Annotated in this window: 15 protein-coding genes and 1 riboswitch; of the genes, 14 read left to right on the top strand and 1 reads right to left on the bottom strand. The window is 36.0% G+C overall.

What is annotated here, in order from left to right; genetic code table 11:
* Positions 1 to 39 precede the first annotated feature (39 nt).
* From AC6UDD_RS02935 to AC6UDD_RS02995, 13 genes are all read left to right on the top strand, one after another.
* Positions 40 to 420, top strand: a complete 381-nt coding sequence (locus AC6UDD_RS02935) for a riboflavin biosynthesis protein RibT (protein WP_500695617.1) — start codon at positions 40 to 42, stop codon at positions 418 to 420.
* Positions 389 to 1,111, top strand: a complete 723-nt coding sequence (locus tag AC6UDD_RS02940) for a segregation and condensation protein A (RefSeq protein ID WP_500718560.1) — start codon at positions 389 to 391, stop codon at positions 1,109 to 1,111. The genes AC6UDD_RS02935 and AC6UDD_RS02940 overlap by 32 nt, the downstream gene beginning before the upstream one ends.
* Positions 1,111 to 1,683: an SMC-Scp complex subunit ScpB gene (gene scpB, locus AC6UDD_RS02945; protein ID WP_500718562.1), complete on the top strand. Its 573-nt coding sequence runs from the start codon at positions 1,111 to 1,113 to the stop codon at positions 1,681 to 1,683. Before AC6UDD_RS02940 ends, scpB begins: the two co-directional genes overlap by 1 nt.
* Positions 1,676 to 2,401, top strand: a complete 726-nt coding sequence (locus tag AC6UDD_RS02950; RefSeq protein WP_500718564.1) for a pseudouridine synthase — start codon at positions 1,676 to 1,678, stop codon at positions 2,399 to 2,401. The genes scpB and AC6UDD_RS02950 overlap by 8 nt, the downstream gene beginning before the upstream one ends.
* A 6-nt stretch (positions 2,402 to 2,407) precedes the next feature.
* Positions 2,408 to 2,528, top strand: a riboswitch (FMN riboswitch).
* A gap of 6 nt (positions 2,529 to 2,534) precedes the next feature.
* Positions 2,535 to 3,167, top strand: coding sequence for an ECF transporter S component (locus tag AC6UDD_RS02955; RefSeq protein WP_500718566.1), 633 nt, complete (start codon positions 2,535 to 2,537; stop codon positions 3,165 to 3,167).
* Positions 3,164 to 4,246: a helix-turn-helix domain-containing protein gene (locus AC6UDD_RS02960; RefSeq protein ID WP_500718568.1), complete on the top strand. Its 1,083-nt coding sequence runs from the start codon at positions 3,164 to 3,166 to the stop codon at positions 4,244 to 4,246. The genes AC6UDD_RS02955 and AC6UDD_RS02960 overlap by 4 nt, the downstream gene beginning before the upstream one ends.
* Positions 4,224 to 5,651: a RecQ family ATP-dependent DNA helicase gene (locus AC6UDD_RS02965; protein WP_500718570.1), complete on the top strand. Its 1,428-nt coding sequence runs from the start codon at positions 4,224 to 4,226 to the stop codon at positions 5,649 to 5,651. Before AC6UDD_RS02960 ends, AC6UDD_RS02965 begins: the two co-directional genes overlap by 23 nt.
* A 58-nt stretch (positions 5,652 to 5,709) precedes the next feature.
* Positions 5,710 to 6,372, top strand: a complete 663-nt coding sequence (locus AC6UDD_RS02970) for a LysM peptidoglycan-binding domain-containing protein (protein ID WP_500718572.1) — start codon at positions 5,710 to 5,712, stop codon at positions 6,370 to 6,372.
* Positions 6,373 to 6,402: 30 nt separating this feature from the next.
* A complete protein-coding gene (gene cmk, locus AC6UDD_RS02975; protein WP_500718574.1) occupies positions 6,403 to 7,104 on the top strand; it encodes a (d)CMP kinase in 702 nt (233 codons plus the stop codon).
* A 64-nt stretch (positions 7,105 to 7,168) separates the two neighbouring features.
* Entirely contained in the window at positions 7,169 to 8,389 is a 1,221-nt protein-coding gene (gene rpsA, locus AC6UDD_RS02980; protein WP_500718576.1) for a 30S ribosomal protein S1, read from the top strand.
* A gap of 66 nt (positions 8,390 to 8,455) precedes the next feature.
* Complete coding sequence (gene der, locus AC6UDD_RS02985) at positions 8,456 to 9,763, top strand: ribosome biogenesis GTPase Der (RefSeq protein WP_500718578.1); 1,308 nt, start codon at positions 8,456 to 8,458, stop codon at positions 9,761 to 9,763.
* Positions 9,764 to 9,972: 209 nt separating this feature from the next.
* Positions 9,973 to 10,248, top strand: a complete 276-nt coding sequence (hbs, locus tag AC6UDD_RS02990) for a non-specific DNA-binding protein Hbs (RefSeq protein WP_010021419.1) — start codon at positions 9,973 to 9,975, stop codon at positions 10,246 to 10,248.
* 68 nt (positions 10,249 to 10,316) lie between these two features.
* Positions 10,317 to 11,582, top strand: coding sequence for a tetratricopeptide repeat protein (locus tag AC6UDD_RS02995; protein WP_500718580.1), 1,266 nt, complete (start codon positions 10,317 to 10,319; stop codon positions 11,580 to 11,582).
* A 39-nt stretch (positions 11,583 to 11,621) separates the two neighbouring features.
* Here AC6UDD_RS02995 and AC6UDD_RS03000 read toward each other — a convergent pair whose 3' ends face one another.
* The gene (locus AC6UDD_RS03000) at positions 11,622 to 12,440 is read right to left on the bottom strand and encodes a site-specific integrase (RefSeq protein ID WP_500718582.1); all 819 of its coding nucleotides are present in this window, start codon (positions 12,438 to 12,440) and stop codon (positions 11,622 to 11,624) included.
* 114 nt (positions 12,441 to 12,554) lie between these two features.
* Here AC6UDD_RS03000 and AC6UDD_RS03005 point away from each other — a divergent pair, with 114 nt between their 5' ends.
* Positions 12,555 to 13,763, top strand: a complete 1,209-nt coding sequence (locus AC6UDD_RS03005) for a CCA tRNA nucleotidyltransferase (RefSeq protein ID WP_500718583.1) — start codon at positions 12,555 to 12,557, stop codon at positions 13,761 to 13,763.
* Positions 13,764 to 13,767 lie beyond the last annotated feature (4 nt).

Here is a 13,767-nt window from a genome sequence, read left to right on the forward strand (position 1 = left end):
GAGATGGAATAATGACAGCAAGTAATTGAGGTGATGTCGATGTTATTCAGGTACCGAAATGATTATGAAAAGATTGTGATGGGGATGTTGTCACTTTCTAAAAGTAACGATAAAACGAAACATCTTGTGGAAGAAATGAATTGGTATCGAAATGCTGACAATCGTGACATTTTTCTTTGGAAGGATCGATTTGGGAATTGGGCTGGAATTGTAGGAGTTGAAACCAACCCGAAAAACGTGGTTGTTAGGAGGATTACCCTTACGCCGGATGCTAACAATATTTTTAATGAATTTCGCATTCTTGATAGTGTTGAAAATGAATACCCCGACAAAAAAATCATGGGAACGTTTAATACGCAAGATGTTATTAGTAAATGGGAGTTAGGTCATGAGCAGAGACAATCTACAGATTCACGTTAATGACTTTGATGGTCCACTAGAGCTTTTACTACATCTAATCAAACAAGCAAAGATGGATATTTATGATATTGACATTAAGGATATTACTGAGCAATATTTTAAATATTTAAATAAAATGAAACGTTTAAATTTTGATATTGCCGGTGATTTCTTTGTAATGGCGGCTAATTTGATGCGAATTAAATCTAAAATGTTGTTAGCTAAAGAAGCTGATGATGAATTAGATGATGATCCAAGGGATGATTTGGTTGATCAGTTGGTTGAATATAATCGGTTTAAAAAAGCGTCGAAAAAGTTACAAAAAAAAGAAGTAGAACGAAATCATTATCATTCTAGGATTCGTTCTTTTAATAAGTCGGATATTGCAATTGGTGAAAATGAGTTTGAAATTAGCTTGCTGGAACAAGCATGGAATAAAATCATTAAACGACGTCAGTTAACTTCTAAACCGCCAGTTCAACAAGTTTCAGAATGGAATTTTAGCGTTAATGAGCAAAGTGAAGTAATTATGAGACGAATAAATGGAGCTAGCAGTCATGAAATCTATTTTTCCAAGTTGTTTGAGGCTAATTCTCCTTTAGAAGAATTAGTAACCGATTTTTTGGCACTTTTGGAAATGGTTAAACATCATCGTATTATGGTTGCACAAACCAGTAATGACGGGGAAATTTTATTAAGGAAATCTAATTAATGAATTTAATGGCAGAAATTGAAGCTCTCTTGTATGTTTCGGGAGAGTCTGGAATGACAATTGAACGGTTGAAAAGATTAACTTCCGCAAATGATTCCACCATTCGGAGCTGTATTGCTTCGTTGAGTGAGCGTTATTCAAGTGATCAATTTGGCATCTGTATTTTACAAAATGGTGACATTATCCACATGACAACTAAAAAGGATTATTCAAAAGTAATTCAAAAGTTTGTTAAATCTGATGAAGAGTTGTTAACGCAGTCGGCACTTGAGACCCTTACGATTATTGCGTATAAACAGCCAGTAACACGCGTTGAGGTTGATGAGGTGAGGGGCGTAAATAGTTTGATTTCAATTAGGAATCTTTTGGCACAGAATTTAATTACCATCAAGGGTGAGCGTGATGAACCAGGCAAGCCTAAGCTATATGTTACTACCGACCTTTTTTTAAACGCGTTTAACCTTAAAAGCATTAATGATTTACCAGCTTTAGACACAGAAACGGATCCAAAAGATTATGGGAAGATGTTTGATGATAAAATGAAACCATTGGAGGATCAGCGAGATGAGTGAAAGATTACAAAAAGTTATGGCGCATGATGGAGTGGCTTCGAGGCGAAAGTCTGAGGAACTCATTAGTACTGGACACGTGAAGGTTAATGGTAAGATTGTTAATCAGTTAGGGATAAAGGTTGAACCCACTGACAAGATTGAGGTGGATGGAACAGCGCTAAGAAAAGAAGATCTAGTATATTTTGCCATGTATAAGCCACGTGGGGTAATTTCTTCTGTAAGGGATGAAAAGGATCGAAAGACCGTTTTGAACTTTTTTAAAAAGGTTCCTGAACGAATATACCCGGTTGGACGATTAGATTATGATACGAGTGGGATAATTATTTTAACTAATGACGGAACGCTTGATTTCCAGTTAACTCATCCTAAATATGAAGTAAAAAAGACGTACTTAGTTAAGGTGATTGGGAAACTCGATCACAATGAGTTGAATAAAATTCGAAAGGGTGTTTTAATTAATGGCAAGTATAAGAGTGCACCCGCGGAAGTTGAGGTGATTTATAAGGCTGGTAATTCAAAGAATAATTCGGTGCTACGTTTGACGATTCACGAGGGTAAGAATCATGAAGTTAAAGATATGCTGAAAGCAGTTGGTCATCCTGTTGAAAAATTAAAACGGGAAGAGTTTGCTGGGATCGGTTTAGAAAACTTGCAACCTGGTGAATTTCGTAAGCTCCGAAAAAGAGAAATACGAGATTTGTATGCTTTAACTAAATAATTAATAAAACGTCTTCAAGGTCGGGTGAAATTCCCAATCGGTGGTTACAGCCCACTACCCAATGAAAATTGGTTGAGATGGTGAAATCCCATAGCCGACAGTAAAGTCTGGTATAAAGAAGATGAGTTTTTTTATGGCGCAATTTACCCTAATTGACTTTGAAGAACGTTTAATTGGAGGAATTGTGATGATAGCTAAAAATGATCGAATTAAAAGAATTACTATAACTGCCGTGATTGGTGCGATCTCATTTTTATTGATGTTGATTTCATTTCCAATCATCCCATACATGAGTTATTTGAAATTGGATTTTTCGGATATTCCAATTTTGATTTGTTTGTTATTAGTGGGACCGGGTGCAGCCATTGAAGCTGTGATACTTAAACTATTTATTTACTGGATGGTGATGGGTTTTTCACCACTTGAGTTAATTGGGTTGACCACTTCTCTTTTAGCCTCATTAACAATGATTTTGGTGTTTTACTTTTTGAGAAAATATTTATTTAAAAGTCACTGGATTGACTTTTTGATTGTTTTGGTTGAAACGCTGGCGTTAACAATTGTCATGAGTATTACCAATTTGTTCATTAGTACTCCACTGTACGTTAAGCTAACAAACTTAAAGTTAGATTTTTCGCTTGCCAAAACGATTCTTTACGGAGTAGTTCCCTTTAACTTAATCAAGGGGATTGTGATTGGACTGATTTTTGTGATTATTGCAAAACAAATGCAGAAATGGATTAATAAGCGATCTTATCAAAAATGATTAATAATACAAATGAAGCTCTTAGTCTTTTCGTTTTTAGTGCAACCCAAAAACGAAGAGCTCGATTAATTGAAAACTTACTGTTAGGTAAGAAAACGGTAGCCACCTTATACTGGGCAATGAGATATGGTCTTTTAGACCTTCTTGGAGTTGGACGATATTTTAATAAAAACGAATTAGATGTTAAGTCTCTGATTAGTGCGAACTTGCTTGAAGAAGTTGAACATGGTCAGTTTAAATTAACGTCTGAAGGAGAAAAAGAAAGAGCAGAATTAGTTAAAATGATTGATGATTCTAATCTTTCTTTTTCATTACATACTTTTCAAAGGATTGATTTAGTTAGTTTTAAGCAACGATTGCAGTTGTTTGTTCAGATTATCTCAGAGCATGTCCATAACGTTAGACACTATTATCCAGTCAATGTTGATGGAGTGAATAAAGATTTTATTAAAAAATATTATCGACTGATTGATCGCAAGCAAGTTGGCACAGATTTAAAGAAAGAGTTGAAACGATTTTTATCCTCACTTAATCCTAATGACGCTGATTTATTTGCTCAAGGATTAGTTGGATTTAATACTAATGGATTCACAATCCAGCAGATTGCACATAATTTAAACCAATCGTTAGTAAAAAGTTATATTGATGATTTTATCAATTATGCAAAATTGGCGAACTTGGTTGAGCAAAGTGACCAATCTATAATTGTTCCATTACTTAATGGTCTTTTCAAAAGTCCAATTTCTGTTAGTTCTAAAAGGACTTTTGATGAATATAAACGATTGGGTGATATAAAAAAGGTTGAGCAACTGCGAAATTTACGGGAATCAACTGTCTTAGAGCATCTTCTGGAAGTTGCAATTTACGTTGATTATGACAAGTTTCCTTATCAAAATTTTCTTTCCCTTCAAATGGAAAGAAAAGTTAGGCGTATTCTACTTGGAACGGATGTTGATGACTGGGACTATCATCAATTACCAACTGATATTTTAGAGCAGTTTAGTTTTTTTCAATTTAGGTTACTTGAAATCAAACAGACAAAACAGGGAATTAATAATGAACAAGATGAAACTTGCTAAACAAATATTAAAAAACAAGTTTGGCTTTAGTGATTTTAAGGCTGGTCAAGATAAGACCATTTCGGCACTATTAAATGGCGCAAATGTTCTTTCAATCATGCCCACTGGGGCAGGTAAATCACTAATATACCAGTTATATGGGTATTTAGTTAAGCGGCCAGTTGTGATTGTCTCGCCACTTATTTCTCTTATGGAAGATCAGGTTGGTCGGATGAACTTTATGGGAGAAAAGCGGGTGTGTGCTTTAAATTCAATGAACGATTGGTCAAAGCGACACCGGCTACTGAATCATCTTGATCAGTTTCGTTATATTTTTGTTTCGCCAGAACTATTATCTAATTCTGATGTGCTTAACCGAATTAAGCAATTGAAAATTGGCTTATTGGTGATTGATGAAGCACACTGTATCTCTAAGTGGGGGCTTGATTTTCGTCCTGATTACCTGTCATTAAGACAGGTGATTCGTACGTTAGGGTATCCGCAGACGCTAATGCTAACGGCAACTGCTTCAAAGAAAGTTCAAAGAGATATCATTAATTATTTGAAGTTAACTGACGTTCAAGAAATAATTGAAAATGTGGATCGGCCTAACGTTTTCCTTGCGGTTCATAAAAGTTCAAGTGAAAAAGATAAGCAAGCCTATCTTTTTAAGTTAATTGAAACACTCAAGTATCCAGGTATAATTTATTTCTCTAGTCGAGATAAGGCTTCTGAAGTTGCTTTGAAACTTAGAGAACAAACTGATATCAAAGTGGCAGCTTATCATGCCGGTCTTAGTAACGATGATCGGTATCGGATTCAGCATCAGTTTATGGATAATGAGCTTCAGGTCATCTGTGCAACAAGTGCTTTTGGAATGGGGATTGACAAATCAGACATCCGATTTGTAGTCCATTACCATATGCCGACTGATATGGAAAGTTATGTTCAAGAAATTGGCAGAGCTGGAAGAGACGGTAAACAGAGTATCGCAGTGTTACTTTATTCTAATGGTGATGAGCAAATTGCACAGAGCTTAATTGTTAAGTCCATTCCTAATGATCAACAGATTGATAATTTCTTTTCAAATCCCAAAGCTAAAATGAGTGAGCAGAATAAGAGACTCCTTCAGTTCTATTTAAATCATGGGTATGGTAATGATGACGTCAAACAGATTTTTTCTGAGGTTACCCTTAAAAAGGATCAAAGTTTAAAGCAAGTTGTCCGGTACATTAATCATACTGGCTGTCGGCGAAGACTTTTGCTTTCTTTATTTGATGTGGACTTTGATGACCACAATGATGATTGTTGTGACTTTGGAAGTGAAAAGTTTGATTTAATGAGTCTTGGTTTGTTAAAAAACGTTAATAGTGAAAAGTCCAATTTAACTGGTACTTGGTATGAGATTTTGGACAAACTTTTTTAATAATAATTAGGCGCAAAAAATGATATAATCACCATAGAAGTTTTGGAGGGATGTATTTATGAGGGACGACAAACATAAAGATAACAAAAAAAATGATCCATGGGATGATTCATTTTCAGATGATACCGATCCAGATGGAAATCTTTCAAGAACAGAGTATCGTAAGCACCATCGTAGTAATTCATTAGTCGTGATTATGCTGGTTTCTGTTATTGTAATTATTGCCCTTGTTGCACTTGTTTTTGGCCTTTCTAAGGAACGTGCGGTTGGAAATGGGAGTGCGAGTCAAAAGACACAGAGTAGTAAGATGCACCACGCAAAACCCAAAAAGAATAAAGATCAGAAATCAAAGAAACCGAAGGCAAACTCAAGTAGTGTTCAAAGTGAGGATACTACAAATGATAATACTGTTTCATCTACTGCTGGCTCTGAAGAAGCTTCATCTTCATCCGTTCAAAACGAAACGGGAAGTAATCAAAGTAGTACGACTCCAAGTAGTGATTCATCATCTACTGCTAATAACTCGCAGCAACAAAAACCAGCCCAAACAACGGATGGCACTGATAATGCTGGTAGTAATGATTATGTTAAGGTTCAAAAAGGACAAGGAGTTTATCGCGTAGCTACTAATGCTGGTATTACTATGCAACAATTATTAAAACTAAATGGACTTAGTTCATCCAGCCAGATTCATCCAGGACAAAGTTTAAGGGTTAAATAATTACAAATAAATGATAAGGATTGATTACTTTTGGGTAAGAACGGCTTACAAGTTGCAATCGATGGACCTGCCTCAGCGGGTAAAAGCACGGTAGCTAAACTAGTTGCAAAAAAATTTCATTACATATATTGTGATACCGGTGCAATGTATCGATCAATTACGTTAAAAGCAATTAGACTAGGATTGGATTTAAATGATGAGAAGACCCTTCTTGATCTTTTAAAAAAAACCACGATTACTTTTAAACCGGGTGATCCAGTTCAAAAGGTCTTTGTTGATGGTAAAGAAGTTACAAATGATATTCGCAGTCCTCAGGTAACTAGCAATGTTTCAGCAGTTTCAGCACTTGGATCAATTCGTTCCGAATTAGTTAAAAGACAACAAGATTTGGCAAAAGATGGTGGCATCGTCATGGATGGTAGAGACATTGGCACGACGGTTCTACCCAAAGCAGATGTAAAGGTCTTTTTAATTGCCAGTGTTACGGAACGAGCTGAGCGGAGATATAAAGAGGATCAAGCAAAGGAAATCCCGGTTAGTCTTAATAAACTTAAAAAAGATATTGAGGAACGGGATTATAAGGATTCTCATCGAAAGATATCCCCATTAAAAAAGGCATCTGATGCTTTTGAAATTGATACCACTTCAATGTCGATTGATGACGTGGTTGCGGCAATTTCGCAATTAATCGAAAATAAAATTCAACAACTTTCAAATAATAAAGCCGATTAACTGGTATTTTATTTCCAACTAAGATAAAATAGCAGTTAGAGTTGTTGCAAGGAGGAAATGTTTGATGAGTGAAAACGATACTAATGCAAACAAAGATTTATTAGCCGCTCTCGATAATATTAAGCAGGTGAACGTTGGCGATGTTGTTAATGGTGAAATTTTGGCCATTGATGATGACCAGCAATTAGTCGTGGGAATCGAAGGCGCTGGTGTTGAAGGGGTTATTCCAAGGAAAGAAATTTCCGCACAAAGGGAAGATAACCCAACTTCAAACTACAAGGTTGGAGACAAAGTTAAGGTTGTTGTTGTATCTCGAATTGGTGATGATAAGGAAGGTGGAAGTTACCTTCTTTCAATCAGAAGACTTGAGGCTCTCAAGGTTTGGGATGACATCAAGGAAAAAGCTGATAAGGGTGACACCATCAAAGTTACTGTTACTCGTGCGGTAAAAGGTGGTTTAGTGGTAAATGCTGACGGAGTTCGAGGATTTATTCCAGCTTCCATGATTACTGATCACTTTGTTGATGACTTAAATCAATTTAAAGGTCAAGAACTCGAAGTTAAGATTATCGAAGTTGTCCCTGAAGAAAATCGTTTGATTTTATCACATAGAGCCATTGCGGAGGCTGAACGTAGCGAAGCTCGTGACAGAATTATGAGTACATTAAAGCCCGGAGATGTTGTTGAAGGGAAAGTTGCTCGCTTGACTAACTTTGGTGCCTTTGTCGATCTTGGTGGAATTGATGGACTTGTTCACGTTTCAGAAATTTCTTATGAACATGTTAACAAACCAAGTGATGTTTTGAAGGTTGGCGAAGAAGTTAAAGTTAAAGTTCTTTCAGTTGACCCTGATCGTAATCGTATTTCATTATCAATTAAACAAACTCAACCAGGTCCTTGGAGTGACATTGAAGAAAAAGCTCCTAAGGGAAGTGTCCTTGATGGAAAAGTTAAGCGCTTAGTTGATTTTGGTGCTTTTGTTGAAGTTTTCCCTGGTGTTGAAGGATTAGTTCACATTTCACAAATTTCACACAAGCATATTGACAAGCCGAGTGATGTTTTGAAGTCTGGTGAAGACGTTAAAGTTAAAGTCCTTGACGTTCAACCTGAAGAACATCGATTAGCATTGTCAATGAAAGCTCTCGAAAAAGACCCTAGAGATGATCAAAAAACTCCAAAGAAAAATGTGAGTGATAATTCAACTAATAATGCTCCTGAAGAAGAGAATGGTTTTACGTTAGGTGACATTGTTGGAAATGAATTAAATGATGATGACAATGAGTAATTAGAAAATTATCCTTCATGTTTATGAAGGATTTTTTTTATTCTCAAAAATAAGAGGTGATATAAAATGGCAAAACCTACTGTAGCGATTGTTGGAAGACCAAACGTTGGTAAATCAACAATTTTTAATCGAATTGCGGGTGAACGAATTTCAATCGTTGAAGATACCCCTGGCGTGACCCGAGATCGTATTTATGCTCATGGGAGTTGGCTTGGTCACAATTTTAATTTGATCGACACTGGTGGAATTGAAGTTGCTGATGAACCATTTATTAAGCAAATCACTGATCAAGCAGAAATTGCGATTGATGAAGCTGATGTGATTATATTTATGGTAAATGGTAAGCAGGGAATGACTGACGCTGATGAACGAGTGGCCCAATTATTGTATCGATCTGACACACCAGTTGTATTGGCGGTTAATAAAATTGACAATCCCGAAAGTCGGGCAGATATTTATGATTTCTATGCTTTGGGGTTTGGTGACCCATATCCTATTTCTGGCTCTCACGGACTTGGTTTGGGTGATTTATTAGATGCTGTTGTTAAGAATTTCCCAGAAAATACTAACGAAGCTGACGATGATAGTATTAAATTTAGTGTGATTGGCCGACCAAATGTTGGTAAGTCATCACTTGTCAATGCTATTTTAGGAGAGAATCGTGTAATCGTATCAAATGTAGCTGGTACCACTCGCGATGCGATTGACACTAAGTTTGAAAATGATGGTCAAGAATACACCATTGTTGATACCGCAGGAATTCGGAAACGTGGCAAGGTTTATGAAAAGACCGAGAAATACAGCGTCATGCGGGCTATGAGAGCAATTGATGGAAGTGATGTCACATTAATGGTTCTTAATGCAGAAGAGGGCATTAGAGAGCAAGACAAGCGGGTTGCTGGATATGCGCACGAGGCTGGAAAAGGTGTCATCATTGTCGTTAATAAATGGGACGCTTTAAAAAAAGATAATCACTCGCAACAACAATTTGAAGCTGATATTCGTGAGCAATTTCAGTATTTGGCTTACGCACCCATTATTTTTGTTTCCGCAACGACCAAGCAACATGTTAGTCAGTTACCATCTTTGATTAAACGAGTTAATGAAAACCATCAACGTCGAATCCAGTCATCAACCTTAAATGATGTTATCATGGATTCAATCGCCATTACTCCAACGCCTACCAGAAATGGGAAGCGACTTCGGATTTACTATGCTACCCAGGTTGCTGTTGGACCGCCAACGATTGTCTTGTTTGTAAATGATCCAGAACTGCTTCATTTTTCGTACAAACGTTATTTGGAAAATCAAATTAGAAAAAATTTTGACTTTGCTGGGACACCGATTCACTTGATAGCAAGGCGTCGAAAGTAATGACTAATGGTAACAACTTTCTAATCATAATTATATTAAAATTTTTTTAGTAAATGTTAATTATACTTCCATTATTTGTTGCAATGACACCATTCTTATGCTAAATTAAGACTAGAAATGATGTAGTCGTACATCATTTCCCCTGGCTTAATCTTTAACTTATTGGGTGTTTTTTACATAAAAAACATCTATTCAGGAGGTGAATACACATGGCCAACAAAGCAGAATTAGTTAATGATGTCGCAAAGGCAACTGGTTTAACTAAGAAAGATGCCACCGCAGCTTTGGATGCAGTTTTTGACTCAATCCAAGACAAGTTGACTCACGGTGAAAAGGTACAATTGATCGGTTTTGGTAATTTCGAAGTACGTAATCGTGCCGCTCGTAAGGGACGTAACCCCCAAACTGGTGCAGAAATTCAAATCCCTGCAAGTAAAGTACCTGCCTTTAAACCTGGTAAGGCTTTAAAGGAAGCTGTTAAATAGTTTTATTTAATAGTTTAACCAGTGCGCTTATGCGTGCTGGTTTTTTTATTAGTAGGAGGACATGTGTAATGACTTATTCAGAGCAAGCCTTAGACGCCCTAAAAAAGGGTGATATGAGTCAATTTAACGATGACATCAAAAAAGCCAAGGTAAATGACAGTGATGATATGCTTTATTCGTTAGCAGAAGAACTTTATTCATTAGGCTTTTTAAACGAATCGATTGATATATATAAAGATCTTTTAAAAAAATATCCTGAGGAAGACGAGTTAAGAACAAGTATTGCAGATATTTTGATTTCTGAAGGCAAGATTGATAAAGCGCTTAATTATTTAAGTGAGATTAAACCTGATTCCCCAAATTATGTTAATGCTTTGATGGTTGAAGCTGATCTTTATCAAACTCAGGAAATGTATAACGTTAGTGAACAAAAGTTACTTGAAGCTGAAAAAATTGATCCGGACGAAAATGTAATTAAATTTGCCCTGGCTGAATTATATTTCTCTACCGGACAATTTGATAAAGCCATTCCTATATACTTGGGAATAATTAAACAAGGTGTTTTGAATATTTCTTCAGTCAACTTGGTTGAAAGGTTAGGGGTGGCATATGCTAATGCAGGTCATTTTGAGCAGGCTATTGGATACCTTGAACAGATTAAGCCCATTGATATGACGCCAGACGTCAAATTTGAAACGGGCTTTACTTACTTACAGTTAAAGGACTACGCTAAGGCGATTGAGATGTTCGAGCAGTTGCGAGAAGAGGATCCTCAGTATGCCTCACTGTATCCTTACTTAGGGGAAGCATACATTCAAATGAATGAACCTGAAAATGCTTTAAAGGTTTATCAGGAAGGTATGAGCGTTGATCAGTATAATGTCAATATGTACATTAAAGCTGCAGACGTTGCTGCTAAACTTTCAAAAGAAGATCTAGCCCTGAAGTATCTTAATAAGGGACATCAGGTTGATCCGGATAACATGGAATTAATTATTAAGTTATCTAATTTGTACGTTAAGCAGGGCGAATATCAAAAAAATGTTGATTTTTTAAGCCCATACGTAAAAGAAGAAGAAACCGATCCACAAATTTACTGGAATTTGGCGGTGTCTTATGCTCATCTTGAAAAGTATGATGATGCTCAAAAGTACTATGAGCGAGCTCTTCCGTACTTTGATGATAATCCTGATTTCTTACATGAGGCGATTTTATTGTTCAGAGAGAATGGTCAAATTAAGGAAACCATTAAACTGCTAAAACATTATGTGAAACTTGTTCCAACTGATGATGAAATGGCATACATGCTTGAAGATTTAGAAGATTACGAGTAACAAAAATAAGGATCAGAGTTGGGTTTGATACTCTGATCCTTATTTTTGTGCTAATTTTTGATAATAGATTAGTGACGCTGGATCCATTCTTAAATCTTGTGCGAGAGTTTTGTCACTATCATTTGGATGTTGATTGAGATAGTTAATGACGAATGCTTGGTATAGTGATTTGGGATTGAGATTTATTGCTAGGTATTCACTATCTGGCTTTAAGTATTTGTGAAGACCTGCAGATGTAATATGGCAGTCTGGAGCGATTCTTTGCTTTAAAAAGAGGTCCTTTGAATGATGACGAATTTGAAGCGGGGTAACAAATTTTTTAAAATTAGATAAAAAGGATTTTTCTTCAGGTGAAAAGTCAATGTGGTTTAATTCACGATAAAAGCCAGGTAAGAGAAACTCTGAAGATTGATATCCCTTACTGATAAGTAACAGTGTCATTCTAGTGTAGTAGTGAACCTCAGGATCTTCGAGGAGAGTTGGTAAAGAATAGATCCACTTGGTAATGTATGAATTATGTTCGTTTTTTTCCTTACTTTTAATGTTAATTGTAGGAAGATGGGTATTAAGGTGGTTGTTAAATAAGAATTTAAAGTAGACGTTGATCTGAGATAAAACTTTGTTATAGGTATTGTTTCCGTTATTTCGCTTAGAAATGATCATATCTAGATATTGCTCGATGTCCCGATCAAAGATTTGACTAACTCGATGATCCGTTTGGTATCCCACGTTGAAATTAGATAAATAATTAAAAAGATCCGATAAGGTTTTGGAATACTCTCGAATGGTTACATTTGAGAGTTCTTTTTTTCTTAGATAACGTTCAAAATGATCTTGATATGGATAATTGTTATTCATGATTCATCTCCTGTAATAAGTTACTTTAACTTAATCATAACACAAGAACCAGACACAAGCCTAACTTTTAGATGATAATTTTGGTAGAATGAAATTAGTGAAGGTGTGTGAATCATGAAAATAGATAACTTACCAAGTGAATTTGATGATGCTAGAAGGGTTCTTCAGACAATTGAAGAAGCGGGTTTTCAAGCTTATTTTGTTGGCGGATCAGTCCGTGATACTATTTTGCATGCACCAATTCATGACGTTGATATCGCAAGTAGTGCATATCCTGAAGAAATTAAAACCATTTTTAAGAAGACAATTGATACTGGGATTGAACACGGAACCGTCACGGTGGTGCACGATGGTCGATCTTATGAAATCACGACATTTCGGACTGAATCAGGATACCAAGATTATCGACGTCCCGATCAAGTTACTTTTGTTCGATCACTTGAAGATGATTTAAAGCGTCGTGATTTTACTATCAATGCGCTTGCCATGAAAGAAAATGGTGAAATCATTGACTTGTTTGGTGGGTTAACTGATTTAAGGAATCATTTAATTAAGGCCGTTGGGGATCCAGAGCAACGTTTTAATGAGGATGCTTTACGAATGATGCGTGCTGTTCGCTTTGCTAGTAAACTGGATTTTGCAATTGAAAAGAACACTTTTAACGCGATTAGTAAACATAGTTACCTATTAAAAAAGATTGCTGTGGAACGAATTAACGTGGAATTTGTAAAGATGATGCTAGGGATGGCTCCTGGAAGGGGCCTTAAACAGATGATTCAAACAAATTTAATTCAGTATGTTCCCGTTTTGGGTGATTATGTTTCTGAAATAGCTAGGTTAGGGTCACATCCCATTTCAGAATACATTAATAACGAAGTTCAGGTTTGGTCCTTAATTGCATGTCAGTGCGAATTAAATAGTGAACAGATTGGACATCTGATGAAGAGTTGGAAGGGATCAAATAGGTTAACTGAGAACGTTAAACTAACGGTTAAAGCAACTTACAAGATTGTGAGTGATGCTTTAGATCCAGTAACGTCATATAAAGTTGGTCTCATCAATCTTGATAACGCATGTCAAGTAGCCATGACCTTAGGTAAAGTAGTCAATATTAGCCAAGTAGAAAATGAATATGATCGACTTCCGATTAAAAGTAAAAGTGAACTAAAAATTAACGGTAAAATGTTGATTGATAGAGGTTTTAAGCCAGGTCCATTATTAGGGAATGTTCTTAATCAACTGGAACGTTTAGTTGTAAGTGGTCAAATTAAAAATGATTCAGATTCACTACTTTCTGCATCAAAGCAAATAAATAATGAGTAAAAAA

The organism is Fructilactobacillus sp. X2R1C3 (genome assembly GCF_059901425.1).